This window comes from Achromobacter sp. 1011811831, from assembly GCF_059760905.1.
Map to the genome: position 1 here is coordinate 30,976 of NZ_JCBANG010000045.1, position 18,197 is coordinate 49,172.

Genomic DNA, 18,197 nt, shown 5'->3' on the forward strand with positions numbered 1-18,197 from the left:
GGTAAACGGGCTAGTCAGGGCCGGCGCAAGCCACCCTGCGGCAGTACCGGTCGCATAAGCCGAACCGCGCGTGGCCCCATCGGGATTCAGTGTTTCCTTGTTCCGCCTTGCGGACGTCCATTCCCGCCCACATCCCGACATGAAAATCCGTACTCTCGCCTGCATGGCCGCGGCCCTGCCGTGCCTGGCCCATGCGCAGTCACTGTCTCCGTCCGCAACCCCGTCCGCAACGCCATCCCAAGCCACGGCGCCCACGGTGTCCATGGACGCCATCAAGGTCGAGGCCAGCGCCGACGCCTCGGCCGGCGGCCTGGCCGAGCCCTATGCCGGCGGGCAGGTGGCGCGCGGCGGCCGCGTCGGCCTTCTGGGCACGCGCGACCTGATGGACACGCCGTTCAGCATCACCAGCTATACGAATGAGCTGATCCAGGATAAGCAGGCGCGCAGCGTCGGCGACGTGCTGCAGAACGATCCCGGCGTGCGCGTGGCGCGCGGTTTCGGCAATTTCCAGGAGTCGTATTTCATCCGCGGTTTCATCCTCAGTTCGGACGATGTGGCCTACAACGGCCTGTACAGCCTGCTGCCGCGCCAGTACATCGCCACCGAGCTGTTCGAGCGCGTGGAAGTGCTGCGCGGCGCGTCCAACTTCCTGACCGGATCGGCGCCCAACGGCGGCGGCATCGGCGGCGTGATCAACCTGGTGCCCAAGCGCGCGCCCAATGAGCCGCTGACCCGCCTGACCACCGGCATCTCCAGCGGCGGCCAGTATCAGATTTCGACCGACATCGCGCGCCGCTTCGGCCCGGGCGACAGCACCGGCGTGCGCCTGAACGTGGCGCAGCGCAGCGGCGACACCGCCATAGACGACGAACACTCGCGTACCAGCCTGGTGTCGTTGGGCCTGGATTGGCGCTCGGCCGACACGCGCCTGTCGGCCGACGTGGGCTGGCAGGAGAACAAGCTCAAGCGCGCGCGTCCCAACGTCAGCTTCGCGCCCGGCATGAAAGACCACGTGCCCGCGCCGCCCGACGCCAGCTCCAACTATGCCCAGCCCTGGTCGTACTCCAACGAACGCGATGTATTCGGCACGCTGCGCGCCGAGCATGACTTCAGCGACAAGCTGACCGGCTGGGCCGCCTTCGGCATGCGCCGCAGCGACGAGGCCAATTCGCTGGGCAACGTCACGCTGACCGACGCGCGCACCGGCGCCGGCAATTTCTACCGCTTCGACAATACGCGCGAGGACAGCGTCAACACCGGCGAACTGGGCCTGCGCGCCAAGGTCCGCACCGGTCCGGTCGGCCATGAATTCGTCGTTTCGGCGTCCTTCTTCGACTTGAAGAAAAAGAACGCCTACGTGATGGACTACGCCAACACGTTCCCGACCAACATCTACGATCCGGTCTCCTACGGCAAGCCGGCCTTCAGCGCCGGCGCGCTGCGCGGCAACGACCTCGACAATCCCGCCTTGCAGGGCCGCACGCGCACCAGCAGCTATGCCATCGGCGACACCATGTCCTTCCTGGACGACAAGGTGATGCTGACGCTGGGCCTGCGCCATCAGCGGCTGTCCTCGCGCAGCTATGCATACAACACGGGCAAGGAAAACGGCGCCTATGACGACAGCCGCAATTCCCCCGCGGCTGGCCTGGTGGTGAAGGTGGCGCCCAGCGTCTCGCTGTATGCCAACTACATCGAGGCGCTGGTCGCGGGCGACACCGCGCCGGCCAATGCCAATGGCAAACCGGTGCCCAACGTGGGCACCAGTCTGTCGCCCTATGTCTCGAAGCAGAAGGAAATCGGCGTCAAGTACGACGGCGATGGCCTGGGCGCCGGCCTGGCGCTGTTCTCGACCGACAAGCCGCGCGCCGCGTATGACGCCAACAACAACTTCACGGCGTCCGGCAAGGACCGCCACCAGGGCGTCGAACTGACTGTCTTCGGCGAGGCGAGCAAGCGCGTGCGCGTGCTGGGCGGGTTGACCTGGCTTGATGCCAGGCAGCGCGCCACCGGCAACGCCGCCATCGACGGCAACCGCGTCATCGGCGTGCCGCGCTTCCAGGCCAACCTGGGCGCGGAATGGGACATCCCCGGCGTGCAGGGCCTGACGCTGGATGGCCGGGTGGTGTACACCGGCGCGTCCTACGCGGACGATGCCAACACGCTCAAGGTGCCCGGCTGGACCCGCCTGGACGCGGGCCTGCGCTACATGATGGACGTGGACGGCCACGTGGTGACGCTGCGCGCCCGCGTCGAGAACATCGCCAACCGCAACTACTGGTCCTCGGTGGGCGGCTATCCCGGCAACGGCTATCTGGTGCTGGGCGGCCCGCGCACCTTCATGCTGAGCGCCAGCATGGACTTCTAAGGCCGCATGCGCGGCGGCGGGCCTACCAGAACCAGCCGCCGCGCGTCAGGTCCTGTTCGCAGCTCTTGTACTGCGCGGTGTAGCGCTCGGCGCGCGCCCTGACTTTCTGGGACACGGTCTTGAGCCAGGCCTTGCGGTCGTAGCTGCGGTTGCGGTAGCCGGTCCAGCCTTCGTGATAGTTCAGGTACTGGCCGTAGGCATCGGACTTGGCCACGCCGTTCAGGCGCTGCGTCTTGTGCATGTACCAGCCCATGAAATCGATCGCGTCGGCGAAGTTGTCGCGGCTGGAGCCCCAACCCCCGGCGTCCTTCTTGTAGTCGTCCCAGGTCTCGTCCTTGACCTGGGCGTAGCCGTAGGCGGAACTGACGCGGCCCCAGGGAATTAGGCCCAGGAAGTAATAGCGCGGCGGCACCGCGTCCTGCTTGAAGGAGGACTCCTGGTACATCATGGCCATGGGAATCGGGACCGGCGCGCCCCATTTCTTCTGCACCTTGAGGGCGGCGTCGTGCCAGTCCGGTTTTTCCCGGAAGATGGCGCAGATGTTGTCGGGGTTCGAGGGCGGCGCGGTGGCGCAGCCGGCGAGCGCCAGCAGCAGGGGCGGCATCAGGAGCCGGGTCATTGGCGGGGGTTCCTCCAGGCGCTCCGCCGGCGTCCCGGCGGGCTATCTGTGTCAATGTGTGCGCGGATTGTATAAAAACGTTTCGTCTTAAATGCGCCGGCTCGGTGAAAAATCGTGAAAAAGATCGCTCGGACTGTCATTTCTCATCAGACAGCGCACGATTGCGGCCGGATCCTCGGCGACAAGCTCGCGCCGGGCGCGGCGACCCGGCCCGCTCTAACAGATGGACACACGACGTCGGCGTCCGATGTTATCGGGGCCAGATACACGTGTTAATTTATGCGCCCGAGCGCAAGCGCTTGGGCCGTTTGGTCCCACCCTTCCTACTCGTCGAACACCATGCACACGAACGTTGATCGCGCCCTGGCTGTCTCCCCCCGGAAAATGCGGGCTCCGGGCATGCTCGCCCTGGCGTTGAGCGCGGCCCTGGCCTTCGTCGCCGTGCCGGGCATCAGCGCCGCGCAATCGGCCCATGGACACCAGCCGGCCCAACCCGCGGCGATCCAGCCCCCCGCGACGCTGCCGGCGCCCGCGCCCGCCGCCGCCGCCGGCGCCGAACAGTCCGCCAGCGCCAGCGCTCTGGCGCCGGTGCAGAAGACCGACGTCAAGGACCAGGCCGCGTATGAGCGGCTGCTGGGCAACAGCGGCATCACGCTGCAATGGCTCTGGTCGGCCTCGCGCGGCCATTTGACCGCCAAGGACGAGAACGGCGTGGTGCGCCTGGAAGGGACGCAGGCCAATTTCGAAGGCACGCTGAAGATCAAGGGCGAGGTCGTGTCCATCGGCGGCGACCGTTTCGTCCTGCGCGGCACCATCCTGATCCTGGACGCGCCGGACAAGGGCCGCCGCTGCGAGCGCACGGGCGACTACGAGTTCCGCGCGACAGGCAAGCGCAAGTACTGGCGCCTGCAGAAGATGGAAGCCTGCGGTGGCCTGACCGACTACGTGGACGTCTATTACTAAGCGCGCCGGCAAAGGTCCGTTGCGCCGCAAGGCGCCACGGGCGGACCGCCAGCGCTGTCGCGCGCCGCGCAAGATGAAAAAAGGCCCTGGATCGCTCCAGGGCCTTTTCGCTTGGTCCAGGCCCGCAGGCCTGGAGGGCGGCGCTTACAGCTCGACGACGTCGGCCACGTCCTTGTAGTCCGCGATCTTGTCGAAGTTCAGGTATTGATAGATCTGGTCGCCGCTCTTGTTGATGACGCCCATGTCCACCATGTATTCCTCCTTGGTCGGAATACGGCCCAGCTTCGAGCAGATGGCGGCCAGTTCGGCCGAGCCCAGGTACACGTTGGTGTTCTTGCCCAGGCGGTTCGGGAAGTTGCGGGTGCTGGTCGACATGACCGTCGCGCCTTCGCGCACCTGCGCCTGGTTGCCCATGCACAGCGAGCAGCCCGGCATTTCGGTGCGCGCGCCGGCCGTGCCGAACACGCCGTAGTGACCTTCCTCGGTCAGCTGCGTGGCGTCCATCTTGGTCGGCGGGGCCACCCACAGCTTGACCGGGATGTCGCGCTTGCCTTCCAGCAGCTTGGACGCCGCGCGGAAGTGGCCAATGTTGGTCATGCAGCTGCCGATGAACACTTCGTCGATCTTGGCGCCGGCCACGTCCGACAGCGTCTTGACGTCGTCGGGGTCGTTCGGGCAGGCCACGATGGGCTCGTGCACGTCGGCCAGGTCGATCTCGATCACGGCGGCGTACTCGGCGTCGGCGTCCGGCTGCAGCAGCTTGGGATCGGCCAGCCAGGCTTCCATGGCCTTGATGCGGCGGCCCAGCGAGCGCTCGTCTTCATAGCCGTTGGCGATCATCCACTTCAGCATCACGATGTTGCTGTTGATGTACTCGATGATCGGTTCCTTGTTCAGGCGCACCGTGCAACCGGCGGCCGAACGTTCGGCGGAAGCGTCCGACAGTTCGAAGGCTTGCTCGACCTTCAGGTCCGGCAGGCCTTCGATTTCCAGGATGCGGCCGGAGAAGATGTTCTTCTTGCCCTGCTTGGCCACGGTCAGCAGATCCTGCTTGATCGCGTACAGCGGAATGGCGTTGACCAGGTCGCGCAGCGTGACGCCGGGCTGCATCTTGCCCTTGAAGCGGACCAGCACCGATTCCGGCATGTCCAGCGGCATCACGCCGGTGGCGGCGGCGAAGGCCACCAGGCCCGAGCCGGCGGGGAACGAGATGCCGATCGGGAAGCGGGTGTGCGAGTCGCCGCCGGTGCCGACGGTGTCGGGCAGCAGCATGCGGTTCAGCCACGAGTGGATCACGCCGTCGCCCGGACGCAGCGAAATGCCGCCACGGGTGCTGATGAACTCGGGCAGCGTGTGGTGCGTCTTCACGTCCACGGGCTTGGGATAGGCGGCGGTGTGGCAGAACGACTGCATCACCAGGTCGGCCGAGAAGCCCAGGCAGGCCAGGTCCTTCAGTTCGTCGCGGGTCATGGGGCCGGTGGTGTCCTGGCTGCCGACCGAGGTCATCTTCGGTTCGCAGTAGGTGCCCGGGCGCACGCCCTTGCCTTCCGGCAGGCCGCAGGCGCGACCGACCATCTTCTGGGCCAGCGTGTAGCCCTTGCCGGAATCGACCGGATCCTTGGGCAGGCGGAACAGCGTCGACGGCGCCAGGCCCAGCGCTTCGCGCGCCTTGGCCGTCAGGCCGCGGCCGATGATCAGCGGAATGCGGCCGCCGGCGCGCACTTCGTCGAACAGCACGTCGGACTTCACTTCGAATTCAGCGATGACCGCGCCGTTCTTGATGGCCTTGCCGTCGTAGGGACGCAGTTCGACCACGTCGCCCATTTCCATCTGGGACACGTCCAGCTCGATCGGCAGGGCGCCGGCGTCTTCCATGGTGTTGTAGAAGATCGGGGCGATCTTGCTGCCCAGGCACACGCCGCCGAAGCGCTTGTTCGGCACGAAGGGGATGTCTTCGCCGGTGAACCACAGCACCGAGTTGGTGGCGGACTTGCGCGACGAACCCGTGCCGACCACGTCGCCGACGTAGGCGACCAGATGGCCCTTTTCCTTGAGCGACTCGATGAACTTCACCGGGCCGCGCTTGCCGTCTTCCTCCGGCTGGAACGCGGCGCCTTCGCGCTTGTTCTTCAGCATCGCCAGGGCGTGCATCGGGATGTCGGGGCGGGTGGTGGCGTCCGGGGCCGGCGACAGGTCGTCGGTATTGGTTTCGCCGGGCACCTTGAAGACGGTGATCGTCAGGCTCTCGGGCAGCTCGGGGCGGCTGGTGAACCATTCGGCGTCGGCCCAGCTCTGCAGCACGGCGCGCGCGTTGGCGTTGCCCTTGTCGGCCTTTTCCTTCACGTCGTGGAAGGAGTCGAACATCAGCAGGGTCTTCTTCAGCGCCTCGGCGGCGATGGTGCCGATTTCAGCGTCGTCCAGCAGTTCGATCAGCGGGCCAATGTTGTAGCCGCCGAGCATGGTGCCCAGCAGTTCCGTCGCCTTGGCGCGGCTGATCAGCGCACAAGCTTCCTTGCCCAGCGCCACGGCGGCCAGGTACGAGGCCTTGACCTTGGCGGCGTCGTCCACGCCGGCAGGCACGCGATGCGTCAGCAGCTCGACCAGGTTCTGCTCCTCGCCGGCGGGCGGGTTCTTCAGCAGTTCGATCAGTTCGGCGGTTTGTTTGGCCGTCAAGGGCAGCGGGGGGATCCCCAGGGCCGCGCGCTCGGCGACGTGTTGACGATAAGTATCCAGCATGGAAGGCCTGCTCAAAGTCGGGTTGGAAGAAGGGTTACCGGACGGATTGTAGAGGCAAGGCCGGCCGCTCGCAAATGTCTTATATCTTATATAAGACTTGCGGTGACGCGACTGTTGCCAGCAGGCGACGGCATGGCCGCCGCCGATCCGACCCCGGTTGATTCAGGCGTTGCCCTTACTCGGGCACGGCGTCGTAGACCACCGCGACGCGCTTGAAATTGGCGCCGTATTGTTTCACGTCCAGCTGGAATGGCGCGCTGTCGCCGGGCGCCAGGCGCGGCAGCCGCAGCTCCTCGGCACGGGCGCCGGTCAGCTGGTCCTGGGCGTCGTACAGGCTGATCCAGACCTTGACCTTCTTGACCGCGGCCTGGTCGTCGTTGCGCACGCGTCCGTGGACCACCACATACTTGTAGCGGAAGCGGTAGCTGAAGTTCAGCGTGCCGGTGCCGACCGCGGCTTCGGTGTTTTCGACCGTCACCGCCAGCTTGGGGCGCGGGCCGGGCAGTTCGGCGCGCTTGGCGGGATTCCAGTCCGTCTTGACCTCGGTGTAGCGCGCGAAGTCGCGCCCGACCAGCTCCACCGGCACGCGTTCGCCCGGATACAGATAGGCGGGCAGCTCCCAGGACTGGCGCAGCTCCAGCGGCTGCGAGCCGTCGAACACCGCGATCGAGGCGCGCGGCGACAGCGCGACATAGCGGTCGCTGGTGTTGCTGGCTTCGGCGTAGAGCCGGGGGCGGTCGATCTCGTCGAGCAGCCGGCGCGGCGCGCTGAGCTTGAGCTGGGCGGGATCGAACAGGGCGAAATTCTCGTCCAGCAGTTCCAGCGCGGTCAGCCGGGGCTTTGGAATCGCGCGGATGGCCGCCGGGCTGATGCGCTGCATCCGGCTGGCGGCGTTGGCCTGCGCGCTGGCGTCCTGGCCGCCGGACGCCGTGGTCTGGACCATGTATTCATAGGACGCGACCGCGCCATCGCCGTACAGCTCGCAGCGCACGTCGAAGGTGGTGGCGGCGCCGGCCGCCAGCGAGCTCGCCGCGCCGTAGCCGTTGCCGCTGCCGATCAGCTTGCCGCCGGCGTCGTACAGCATCACCGTGACCTGCGCGCTGGAGATGGCGCTGGCGCCTTCATTCTTGAGGATGCCGACCAGCCGGTGCGCGCCGTCGTTCTGGACCAGCTGCACCTTGCTGGCGGCGACCTGCCGGGTGATGGCGCTCATCGCGGGGCTGACCGAGCCGGTGCGCAGCTCGTAGCGGCTGTAGGGCTGGCTGGGCAGGTCGATCAGCACCGGGCTGTACTCGCCGGGCAGCAGGGTGCGCGACAGCGGCGAGCCGCTGGCCGAGTTCTGCGCCAGGTCGCCCTGGTAGAACTGCGCGCTGACGCTGGGCGCGTTGATGGCCTTGCCGGTCTCGTTGCGCATCATCATCAGCAGCTGCTTGCGGCTGCCGTTGCCGATTTCCCGGGTGTCCGTCAGCTTCACCAGCGAGGCGTCGATGGGCGGGATGCGTGGCGCCGCCTGATACGAGGTGCGCGAGGAACCGTTCATCAGCGAGATGACCACGGGAATAGAGATCACGGCCACCGCGATCGCGGCGGCGGTGATGGCCAGATTGGGTTTGACGCGCGGCGTTGCCGGCGCCTGCATGCCACGCAGGATCTGTTCCAGCCGCTCGGCGACGTTGTCCTCGACCAGCGTCACGGCCTGGCAGTGGGTGCAGCGGTATTCGTTCTGGTCCAGCTTGGTGAAGTGGCCGCTGCCGCAGTTCGAGCAGGTCAGGGTCACGGTATTGATGGTGGCGTGTTTGGCTGTCATGGACGCGGGCTGCGGGCGTATGGGTGTCTGGTGCGCACGCGGCGCCTGGGAGGGCGGGCGCGGCGGCTGCGCTGGCCGGCAAGGATAGCGGTGGAGCGGCCATCAGACATGGACGCTCGCATCCATTTGTGACAAAAGATGTGGAGCTGTCCGCTGGGGGGCCAGGCAAGGCCCGGTGCTATCATCGCGTCCTTCTCCACACGCCATCTGGCAAGCGCGTCCGCCGTTCCCAATCGTTTCCTACCTGGCCGCGCCGCGCGGCGGGCAGAGCCGAGGCAGGTCAGGCTCTTTCCCCGCATGAGCATCTACCAACATCTGCTGTTCCTGGCCTGCGTGGCACTCGCCACCTATGCGCAGACCATGACCGGTTTCGCCTTCGGCCTGGTGCTGCTGGGCCTGTCCGGGGTGTTCCAGCTGGCGTCGGTGTCCGAGGTGGCCAACGTGGTGAGCGTGCTGTCGCTGGTGAACGCGGCCGTCACGCTGGCCCGCGCCAAGCCGCAGGTCAACTGGCGGTTGCTGGCGCCGGCGCTGGGCAGCAGCCTTGTCGGCGTGGTCGCGGGCGTGTTCGCGCTGGCCTGGATCAGCGGTTCGATGACCGTGGCGCTGCAATTGCTGCTGGGCGTGACCATCATGGCCTGTGCCGTCCTGCTGGTGGCGCGCGCCGAACCCTTGCCGCGCCTGTCCTCGCGCGGCTCCTTCGTCTTCTTCGGCAGCGTGTCCGGCCTGCTGGGCGGCCTGTTCTCCAGCGCCGGGCCGCCCATGGTCTATCACCTGTATCGCCAGCCGCTGCCGCTGGCGTCCATCCGCAACAGCCTGCTGATCCTGTTTTCGTTCAACGCCCTTGCGCGGCTGGGCCTGGTGACGAGCCAGGGCCAGTTCCAGGCCTCATCCTTCTGGCTGAGCGCGCAGGCATTGCCGCTGGTGATCGCCGTGACCTGGGCGGCGCGCCGCTACGGCAGCGCCGGATCGATGAAAACCGTCAGGCGCATGGTGTTCGTGCTGCTGCTGGCGGCCGGGGCGGGGCTGGTCGTGCCCGCCGCCCGCCAGCTGGCGGGCGGATAGGCGATGCGGGCGCGCTAGCGGTGTTCGCCGCTGATGTAGCGCTCCAGCTCGGTGATGATGAATTTCTGCTCGCTCATGACGTCCTTGACCAGGTCGCCGATCGAGACCAAGCCGACCAGCTTCTGTTCATGGATGACCGGCAGGTGCCGGAAATGGCGTTCGGTCATGAGCGCCATGCAGTGCTCGCGGGTGTCTTCCGGTCGCACGTAATAGACCGATTCAGTCATGATGTCGCGGACCTTGGTGGTGCGCGAGGAGCGGTCCTGAAGCACGATCTTGCGGGCGTAGTCGCGTTCGGTCAGCATGCCCAGCACCGTCTCGCCATCCACCACGACCACGGCGCCGATGCCGCGTTCGGCCATGGTGCGGATGGCGTCGTAGACGGAGGATTCCGGCGCCACCGTCACGACCGCCGGGTTGGACTTTTCCCTGAGAATCTCAGCCACTTTCTTCACGATGCGCTCCCGAATCGCTGCCTGGGTTCAAACCCTGGCCGCCCCGCGCGGCTGATGCCGTCATCGCCGCGAGGCGCGGTCCTGGCTCCATCCTAAGCCCGAGCCCCGACTTGCCGCAAGCGCGCCGGCGGAGCCGGGCGTCCGGGCGACTCGGACCTGTCATCCGGCGGCAACATCGCGCGTCCGGGCGTCGGCGGGTCGGGTAGCGATCCGCCGACGCCTGCTCCGGCTCAACGGATCAGGAAGCCGGCGCCGACCGGATCGTTCTGGTCGATCACCCAGCGCGCCGTGCCCAGGATGCTGGCCGTGCCCTTGACCGTGGGACGCACCGCGCGGGTGCCGTTCAGGTCGACCTCGCCCAGCAGGCAGCCTTCGAAGGTGCCGCTGCCCAGCAGGCCCTCGGAGCGGATCGGCTGGTTCAGGCCGAGTTTGCCGCGGGCCTCGAACATGGCCATCATCGCGCTGGTGCCGGTGCCGCCGGGCGAGCGGTCGAGCTGGCCGGCGCTGAACACGTGCACGTTCTTGTAGAAGGCGCCCTCGATGGTGGGCTCGTGCCAGAACGTGATGAAGTTCAGGTTGTTGATATGGGACTCGGTCGGGTGCTGGATGCGCTGGCGGGCATTGAGCTGGTCGCGCACGATCAGGCCCATGCGCGACAGCTCGGTGCCGTTGTCCGGCGAGATGCGCAGGCCGCAGCGCGACAGGTCGACGATGCCGAAGTAGTTGCCGCCCCAGACGATGTCGGCCGACAGCGTGCCGTAGCCGGGCAGTTCCACCGGGATGTCCTGCGCGGCCACGTAGGCGGGCACGTTCTCGAAGCGCGTCCACAGCACCTGCTCGCCTTCCGAGGCGACTTCCGACACGACCAGGCCGGCGGTGGTCTCGAAGCGGATGCGGGTGATGCCGTCGGGGCCGCGCGGCACCAGGCCGTTGGCCACCATAGCCATGCTGACCGCGATGGTGCCGTGGCCGCACATGTGCGAATACTCGGTGCCGTCGATATAGATCAGGCCGGCGTCGAACTCGGGGCTGGACGGCGGCGTCAGGAACACGCCGAACATGTCCTTGTGGCCGCGCGGCTCGCGCATCAGCGCCTTGCGCAGCCAGTCATAGCGCTGCTCCAGGAAGGCGCGCTTTTCCAGGATGGTCGAGCCGGCGGGATAGGGGATGCCGCTGTGGACGATGCACAGGGGCTCGCCCTCGGTGTGGGTATAGATGACGTCGAACGCGTCTTGCTTGCGCATGGCGTGTGCTCCAGGCTTGGGGGTAGGGTAAGGGTTCATTTGCCGCGTTCGGACAGCATGTCCAGCCCGACGGTCAAATCGAGGATGACGATGGCGATCACCGCTGCCGCGATCGTGGCGCCCGAGACGGCGGCGATGGTCGGATCGATCGTGTACTGCACGTAGTTGAAAAGCTTGACGGGAATGGTGTTCAGGTCCGCCGTGGTGTTGAAGATCGACAGCTCCACGTTGATCCACGACGAGATGAAGGCGAAGATCGATCCGGTCACGATGCCAGGCCGGATCTGCGGCAGCGTCACCAGGAAGAACGTGGTCCAGGGATTGGCGCCCAGGTCCGCCGAGGCTTCCTCCAGCGCGCGCTGCTCCGGCGTCAGGAGGCCCAGCGTGGCGCGCAGCACGAAGGGGGCGATGATGACGACGTGGCCGATCAGCAGCGACAGGAAGCTGCGCGTCAGGCCGAAGTACGCGCCGTACTGCAGCAGCGCCGCGCCCAGCACGATGTGCGGCAGGACCAGCGGCGACATCAGCACTGACGATAGCGCCGCCTTGCCCGGGAATTCGTGGCGCGCCAGCGCCAGGGCGGCGGGCACCGTAAGCAGCACCGCAGCCGCGGTGGCGGCCAGCGCCAGCACGGTGCTGGTGGCGAAGGCCGCCGCGTAGCCGGGTTCGGCCAGCATGGCGCGGTACCAGTCCAGCGTCCATCCCTGCGGCGGGAAGGCCAGGTAGGGCGTGGCGGTGAAGGACGCGCCCAGGATCACCAGCAGCGGCAGGGCCAGGTAGGCGAGCACGCCCAGGGCGGACAGGCGGATCAGGCAGCGGGCGATCATCGTGCGCCTCCGGGCGGAACGGCGGCGCGGTTGGCCAGCGCCACCAGGATCAGGGTCAGGACCAGCAGCACCATGCTCAGCGCGCCGCCGTAGTGGAAGTCGAACACCGTGCTGTACTGCTGGAAGATCAGCATGGACAGCACCGTGACGCGTCCGCCGGACAGCAGCGCCGGCGTCACATAGGCGCTGACCGCCAGCGTGAAGACGATGATGGCGCCGGATATCACGCCCGGCAGCGTCAGCGGCCAGGTGACGTGCACGAAGGTGGCCGCAGGGCTGGCGCCCAGGTCCGCCGAGGCCTGCTCGCAGGCCGGATCGACGCGCGCCAGCGCATTGCCCACGGCCAGCACCACGAAGGGCAGCAGCACGTAGACCATGCCGATCAGGATGCCCAGCTCCGCGCCGATGAAGCGCACCGGCCGGTCGGCGGCGCCGGTCGCCATCAGCGCCTGGTTGACCAGCCCGTTGCGGCCCAGCAGCACCATCCAGCCGAAGGCGCGCACGATGTTGCTGGTGAACAGCGGCACCACCAGCAGGATCACGCAGGCCCGGCGCCATGCCCGCCAGCGCACCACCCGCACCAGATACCAGGCCAGCGGATAGCCCAGCGCCACGCAGATCACGGTGGTGTAGAAGGCCAGCCGGAACGTCACCAGGATCACGTCCCAGTGGTACTGGTCGGCCAGCACGCGCAGATAGTTGGCCGGCGTCAAGGCCGTGCCCGACGGACCACCGGTGATGCTGGCCAGCGCCACCACGGCCAGCGGGGCCAGGAAGAAGGCGGCGAAGAACAGCGCGGGCGCGGCCAGCAGCAGGGCGGGCGCGCGCAGGGAGCGGCGCGTCATGATTGGCCGCCGATCAGGTGCAGGTCCGTGGCCGCGAAGGCCAGCGTGGCGGCGTCGCCCGCGCGCAGCCCCGCCGGCGCGGCGCTGCCGTGCCGTGCCACCAGCGTCTGTCCGTCCACGTCGACATGGATCATGCAGTGGCTGCCCACGTTGATCACGTCGCGCACCGTGCCGCGCAGCGCGCAGTCCGCGCCGGAGCCGTCTTGCGCGAGGCGCAGGTCTTCCGGACGCAGCAGCGCCAGGCCGCTGGCCGGCGCGTCGCCGGCCGCGCGCGTCACATGCAAGCCCTGTGCCTGCAGCCGCAGCGAGCCGTTCGCCTCGATGGCGTAGGGGATCAGGTTGGCGTCGCCGATGAACTCGGCCACGAAGCGCGAGGCCGGACGCCGGTAGATGTCGGCGCCCGCGCCGGCCTGTTCGATGGCGCCGGCGCGCATCACCACCACGCGGTCGGCCATGGTCATGGCTTCTTCCTGGTCGTGCGTGACGAAGACGAAGGCGATGCCCAGCCTGGCTTGCAGGTGCTTGAGCTCCAGCTGCATGCGCTTGCGCAGCTTCAGGTCCAGCGCCGACAGCGGCTCGTCCAGCAGCAGCAGCTTGGGCCGGTTGACGATGGCGCGCGCCAGCGCCACGCGCTGCTGCTGTCCGCCGGACATCTCGCGCGGATAGCGCGGCCCGAACTCGGCCAGGCCCACCATGTCCAGCGCCGCCCGCGCGCGCTCGGCGGCCTCGGCGCGCGACGCGCCCTGGCGGCGCGGGCCGTAGGCCACGTTGTCCAGCACGCTCATGTGCGGAAACAGCGCGTAGTTCTGGAACACCGTGTTCAGCGGGCGATGGTGGGGCGGCAGTCGGCTGACGTCGCGGCCTTCGATCAGGATGCGGCCGGCATCCGGCGTGAGGAAGCCGGCGATCGAGCGCAGCAGCGTGGTCTTGCCGCAGCCGCTGGGGCCCAGCAGCGCGACGAACTCGCCCTGGTTGATGGCCAGATCGATGCGGTCCAGCGCCTGGTAGGCGCCGAAGCGCGTCGACACGCCTTCTATGGATAGCAAAGCGGACATGACGGTTCCTGCGTTCAGCGCTTGCGGGCGACCTGGCGGTTCCAGGCCTCGGTGACTTCGGCGCGGCGGCTGTTGATCAGGTTCCAGTCGAACAGGCTCAGGTTCTGCACCGAGCCCTCGGCGCCCCAGGGCAGCTTGCGCGCCACGTCGGGCGGCACCTGGGTGTTCTTGACGGCCGGACCGAGGTAGAGCCGCTGCGCCAGGCAGGCCGCGGCCTGCGGCGTGAGCGCGGTGTCGATGAAACGCTGCGCGGCGGCCTTGTTCGGCGCGCCCTTGACCAGGTGCAGCCGGGCGTCGGTGGCCCAGGCGCCTTCCTTGGGCACGGCGAAGCCGATCGGCAGGCCCTTGTCGATCAGGTCCCAGGCGCCCACGTTGAAATGCGCGCCGATCACCGCCTCGCCGCTCTGGTAGGCATTGGTGGCCGCGCCCGAGCTGTCGAAGTACAGCGCCGTGTCCAGCGTGGCGAGCTTGGCGTAGAGCGGAGCCAGGTTGGACGGATCCACCGACCAGACGCGCGCCAGGAAGAACACGAAGGGCACGCCCGAGGAATTGGCGGGTGACGGCAGGGCCACCGCGCCCGCGTACTCGGGGCGCCACAGGTCCTTCCAGCTGGAGGGCGGCTGCTTGACCTCGCGGGTGTTGTAGGCGATGCCCAGCGAGTAATAGCCGGAGCTGACCGCGTAGGCGGCGCCGTCCTTGCGGTACACGCCCTGGTCGATCACGTTCTTCAGGTTCGGGATGGCCGCCGGGTCGAGCGTGTCCAGCACGCCGGCCTGCTCGGCCAGCTCGCTGATGCCGCCGTCCAGCCAGGCCACGTCGATGGTGGGCGCCGCCTTCTGCTGCTGGAGCTTGGCCAGCGTCGTGGTCGAGGTGCCGACCTCCGGCGACACCTGCACGCCGGTCGCCTGGGTGTAGGGCTCGGCGACGCAGGCGCGGAACGCGTCGCCCCAGTTGCCGCCGTACCAGGCGACGGTGATCTTCTGCTGCTGCGCGCCAGCCAGCGGGGCCGTGATCAGCCCCGCGGCGAGCAAGGCGGCGCCAGCGGCGCCGCGGACGAATGTTGCCATGTCGGATTCCCCTTGTAGTTTGTCGATCCGTGATCTGGACACTGTCTAGCCACATCAACATCTTGGTGGATGCCCGGGAAAACCAGCTTGAAGGCGCGGGACATAAATTTGAATAATTGCGTCATGCAGCCGCCGCTCTCCGCCTCTACCGAGCCCGTTCCCTATGAAGACGATGCCGATGCCCCGGCTCGGGGAAAACCCGCGCTCGCGGTCGGCATCGTGCTGCTGGACCAGTTCACGCTGGCCGCCTTCGCGGGTTTCGTCGACGCCTTGCGCCTGGCCGGCGATCACGGCGGACGCAGCCGGCAGATCCACACGTCCTGGCGGGTGATGAGCTGGGACGGCAAGCCGCGCTGCTCCAGCGCGGGCCTGACCATCGACGTGGCGGCGGGCTTGCCGGACGATCCCGAGCAGTTCGACTACGTGGCGGTCTGCGGCGGCAATGACTACATCAACGGGCGCATGCCGGAGCCCTTGCGGGACTGGCTCCGGCTGGCCGCCGAGCGGCGCGTGCGGTTGCTGGGCATCTGCACCGGCACCTTCGCATTGGCGCAGGCCGGCGTGGTCGGGCCGCGCACGGTCTGCGTGCACTGGAACGTGCTGGAAGCCTTTCGCGAACGCTTTCCGCAGACCCGCGCCGTGGTCGACCGGCTGTTCATCGACGAGGGCGACCTGATTTCCTGCGCGGGCTCGACCGCCGCGATCGACCTGGGCCTGTATCTGGTGGCGCGCCATTGTGGCCGCGACAAGGCGCAGCAGGCCATGCGGCACATGATGCTGCAGGGCGTGCGGCCGGCGCGCGTGCCACAGGCGCATTTCCGCAGCGACCTGTCCGGCATCCAGGATCTGCGCGTCAGGCAGGCCGCGCATTTCATCGAGCAGCGCATCGACAATCCGCCGCCGCTGGACGCCATCGCCCGTTATGTCGGCGTCGGGCGCAGGCAGCTGGAGCGGGCGTTCCGCCTGGCCACGGGTTTATCGCCGATGGCATTCCAGCGCCAGTTGCGCCTGGAATATGGCTGCTGGCTGCTGCTGAACAAACCCGGCAGCATTACCCAGGTTGCGCTGGATTGCGGTTTTGCCGACGGCGCGCATTTCTCGCGGGATTTCCGCGCGCATTTTGGCGTGTCCCCGCGCCAATATCTGCAATCCGGGGCGGCCGTCGCGCATGAACCCGATTCCATGGGCGGTCTGGCGACGGTCTGAATCAATCAGGTTTTACCTGGCGCGTATGCCGGTTGCTCGCCGGCATATACGGGGCACACCCGTGATAACCCTAGGAAATTAATGTATTTTCAGCTTGTCGCAAGCCTCGCGCGGCCGGTTTTCCTATTTTTGTAACCTGTTGATATTTTTTTGGAATCCATGGCCTGGAAAATATTGAGAATGGCGCCTTTTTGAGATTAAATATTTTCGACTGGATACATTCTGCTGTTTTTTGTTTTCAGTAGACCTACCGTCATCGCGGGGATGGCGGAAAACGTAGGCGGCCTGTGGCGCGGCGCGGCGCGCACAGCCGGATCGCGGGCGCGCAGACGGTTTTCCTGATTGTTTTGCGGTTGTTTGTCGGTGTCAGCAGTTTCGTCCATCCCTCGCAGGAGGCGTCATAATGCATTGGCTTACCCTCAACCGCCTGCTCCGCGCTGAACGCGGCATGCAGAAGGCGGATCTATACGGTCAGATCGCAGCAATCCACAAAGCCCAGGCAGTCATCGAGTTCGATCTTCAGGGGCATGTCCTGATGGCGAACCAGAATTTCCTGGACACCATGGGTTATTCCCTGGACGAGGTCCTGGGGCAGCATCACCGCATGTTCATACGTCCGGAAGAACGTGATTCCGCGGCCTACGCCGAGTTCTGGGAAAAACTGGGGCAGGGCGCCTACGACTCCGGTCGCTATCGCCGCGTGCGCAAGGACGGCAGCGATATCTGGCTGCAAGCCACCTACAGTCCGATCTGTGACAAGCGCGGTCGCCCGTTGAAAGTGATCAAGTACGCGACCGATATCAGCGAACAGCAGCAACGGCAGGCCGATTTCGAAGGCCAGCTGGCGGCGATTTCCAAAGTCCAGGCGATTATCGAGTTCGAGCTGGATGGCACGATATTGCGCGCCAACGAACTGTTCCTGGACGCGATGGGATACCGCGCCGACGAGGTCGTGGGCCGTCATCACAGCATGTTCGTCACGCCGGAGGAGGCGCGCGGCGCCGCCTACCAGGAGTTCTGGCGCAAGCTGCGCGAAGGCCGCCATGACGCCGGGCAGTATCTGCGTATCGGCAAGGGCGGCCGGCAGGTCTGGATCGAGGCCAGCTACAACCCCATTCTCGATGCCGAAGGTCGGCCCTTCAAGGTGGTCAAGTACGCCACCGACATCACCAGGCGCTTTACCGCCGCGCAGACGCTGCGGGTCACGGTGCAGGGCTTGACCGAGAATGCCGAACGCGCGTCCCAGGCCAACACGCTGGCGCAGGATGCCTGCAAGGTGGCCGAAGAGGGCGGCCGCACGGTGCAGGACGTGGTGCGCACGATGTCCGCCATCACCGACAGCTCGCGTCGCATTTCCGAAATCATCGGCGTGATGGACGGCATCGCCTTCCAGACCAACATCCTGGCGCTCAACGCCGCGGTCGAGGCGGCCCGGGCCGGCACGCACGGCAAGGGCTTTGCAGTGGTTGCCGCCGAAGTACGCAGCCTGGCGCAGAACAGCGCCGCGGCGGCCAAGGAGATCAAGGGGTTGATCACCACATCGGTGGAGCAGATCCAGGCGGGAGCGGTACAGGTCCAGTCGGCCGGCAGCACAATGGATGACATCGTCATGTCGTCGCACCGGGTCACCGAGATCATGGGCGAGGTGGTCCAGGCGTCGCTGGCGCAGTCGTCCAAGCTCGGCGACGTGACCGAAGACATCACTGCGATGACCGCCGACGCCGCCCAGGTGCTCAGGCAATCGACGGCCGAGCGCGAGGTGCGGCCGGTCTCCGTGGTCAAGCCGGTGGCGCAGGGTGTGCGGGCGCGCCCCGCGGCCAATACGCCCATGCCGTCCAAGCCGGTGCTGGAGTACGTCCGCTACTGAGGGGCGCGGCGGGCAGAGGGCGGGATGCGCTATAAAGTGCGTCTTGCCTGAACTTCGCGGGCCCGGGCGGCAAGAT

General features: G+C 67.2%; 14 protein-coding genes. 5 read left to right on the forward strand and 9 right to left on the reverse strand.

Annotated elements, in window-relative coordinates:
- The first annotated feature begins 139 nt into the window (after positions 1-139).
- Positions 140-2,368 carry a TonB-dependent receptor gene (locus AC6LJ9_RS17620; RefSeq protein ID WP_498148572.1) on the forward strand — a complete coding sequence of 743 codons (2,229 nt, stop codon included), beginning with the start codon at positions 140-142 and terminating at the stop codon, positions 2,366-2,368.
- Positions 2,369-2,390: 22 nt separating this feature from the next.
- Here AC6LJ9_RS17620 and AC6LJ9_RS17625 read toward each other — a convergent pair whose 3' ends face one another.
- Positions 2,391-2,987, reverse strand: coding sequence for a transglycosylase SLT domain-containing protein (locus AC6LJ9_RS17625; RefSeq protein WP_212313068.1), 597 nt, complete (start codon positions 2,985-2,987; stop codon positions 2,391-2,393).
- 399 nt (positions 2,988-3,386) lie between these two features.
- On the opposite strand from AC6LJ9_RS17625, the gene AC6LJ9_RS17630 reads away from it, so the two are divergent.
- The gene (locus tag AC6LJ9_RS17630; protein WP_498148573.1) at positions 3,387-3,950 is read left to right on the forward strand and encodes a hypothetical protein; all 564 of its coding nucleotides are present in this window, start codon (positions 3,387-3,389) and stop codon (positions 3,948-3,950) included.
- Positions 3,951-4,094: 144 nt separating this feature from the next.
- Here the strand turns inward: AC6LJ9_RS17630 and acnB are convergent, their stop codons facing one another.
- Positions 4,095-6,686, reverse strand: coding sequence for a bifunctional aconitate hydratase 2/2-methylisocitrate dehydratase (acnB, locus tag AC6LJ9_RS17635; RefSeq protein ID WP_212313070.1), 2,592 nt, complete (start codon positions 6,684-6,686; stop codon positions 4,095-4,097).
- A gap of 175 nt (positions 6,687-6,861) precedes the next feature.
- Positions 6,862-8,493 carry an FxLYD domain-containing protein gene (locus AC6LJ9_RS17640; protein ID WP_498148574.1) on the reverse strand — a complete coding sequence of 544 codons (1,632 nt, stop codon included), beginning with the start codon at positions 8,491-8,493 and terminating at the stop codon, positions 6,862-6,864.
- Between the two features lie 297 nt (positions 8,494-8,790).
- Here AC6LJ9_RS17640 and AC6LJ9_RS17645 point away from each other — a divergent pair, with 297 nt between their 5' ends.
- On the forward strand, positions 8,791-9,555 hold the full coding sequence (locus tag AC6LJ9_RS17645; RefSeq protein ID WP_498148575.1) for a TSUP family transporter: 765 nt from the start codon (positions 8,791-8,793) through the stop codon (positions 9,553-9,555).
- A 14-nt stretch (positions 9,556-9,569) separates the two neighbouring features.
- Here AC6LJ9_RS17645 and AC6LJ9_RS17650 read toward each other — a convergent pair whose 3' ends face one another.
- From AC6LJ9_RS17650 to AC6LJ9_RS17675, 6 genes are all read right to left on the reverse strand, one after another.
- Complete coding sequence (locus tag AC6LJ9_RS17650) at positions 9,570-10,010, reverse strand: CBS domain-containing protein (protein ID WP_212313073.1); 441 nt, start codon at positions 10,008-10,010, stop codon at positions 9,570-9,572.
- A gap of 230 nt (positions 10,011-10,240) precedes the next feature.
- Complete coding sequence (locus AC6LJ9_RS17655; RefSeq protein ID WP_498148576.1) at positions 10,241-11,254, reverse strand: proline racemase family protein; 1,014 nt, start codon at positions 11,252-11,254, stop codon at positions 10,241-10,243.
- A gap of 35 nt (positions 11,255-11,289) precedes the next feature.
- Entirely contained in the window at positions 11,290-12,081 is a 792-nt protein-coding gene (locus AC6LJ9_RS17660; RefSeq protein ID WP_498148577.1) for an ABC transporter permease, read from the reverse strand.
- Positions 12,078-12,926 carry an ABC transporter permease gene (locus AC6LJ9_RS17665; protein WP_212313078.1) on the reverse strand — a complete coding sequence of 283 codons (849 nt, stop codon included), beginning with the start codon at positions 12,924-12,926 and terminating at the stop codon, positions 12,078-12,080. Before AC6LJ9_RS17665 ends, AC6LJ9_RS17660 begins: the two co-directional genes overlap by 4 nt.
- Positions 12,923-13,981, reverse strand: coding sequence for an ABC transporter ATP-binding protein (locus tag AC6LJ9_RS17670; RefSeq protein ID WP_498148578.1), 1,059 nt, complete (start codon positions 13,979-13,981; stop codon positions 12,923-12,925). The genes AC6LJ9_RS17665 and AC6LJ9_RS17670 overlap by 4 nt, the downstream gene beginning before the upstream one ends.
- A 14-nt stretch (positions 13,982-13,995) precedes the next feature.
- Positions 13,996-15,048: an ABC transporter substrate-binding protein gene (locus AC6LJ9_RS17675; protein WP_498148579.1), complete on the reverse strand. Its 1,053-nt coding sequence runs from the start codon at positions 15,046-15,048 to the stop codon at positions 13,996-13,998.
- A 123-nt stretch (positions 15,049-15,171) separates the two neighbouring features.
- On the opposite strand from AC6LJ9_RS17675, the gene AC6LJ9_RS17680 reads away from it, so the two are divergent.
- Both AC6LJ9_RS17680 and AC6LJ9_RS17685 read left to right on the forward strand, forming a co-directional pair.
- On the forward strand, positions 15,172-16,254 hold the full coding sequence (locus AC6LJ9_RS17680; RefSeq protein ID WP_498148580.1) for a GlxA family transcriptional regulator: 1,083 nt from the start codon (positions 15,172-15,174) through the stop codon (positions 16,252-16,254).
- A gap of 403 nt (positions 16,255-16,657) precedes the next feature.
- On the forward strand, positions 16,658-18,121 hold the full coding sequence (locus AC6LJ9_RS17685; protein ID WP_498148581.1) for a methyl-accepting chemotaxis protein: 1,464 nt from the start codon (positions 16,658-16,660) through the stop codon (positions 18,119-18,121).
- Positions 18,122-18,197 lie beyond the last annotated feature (76 nt).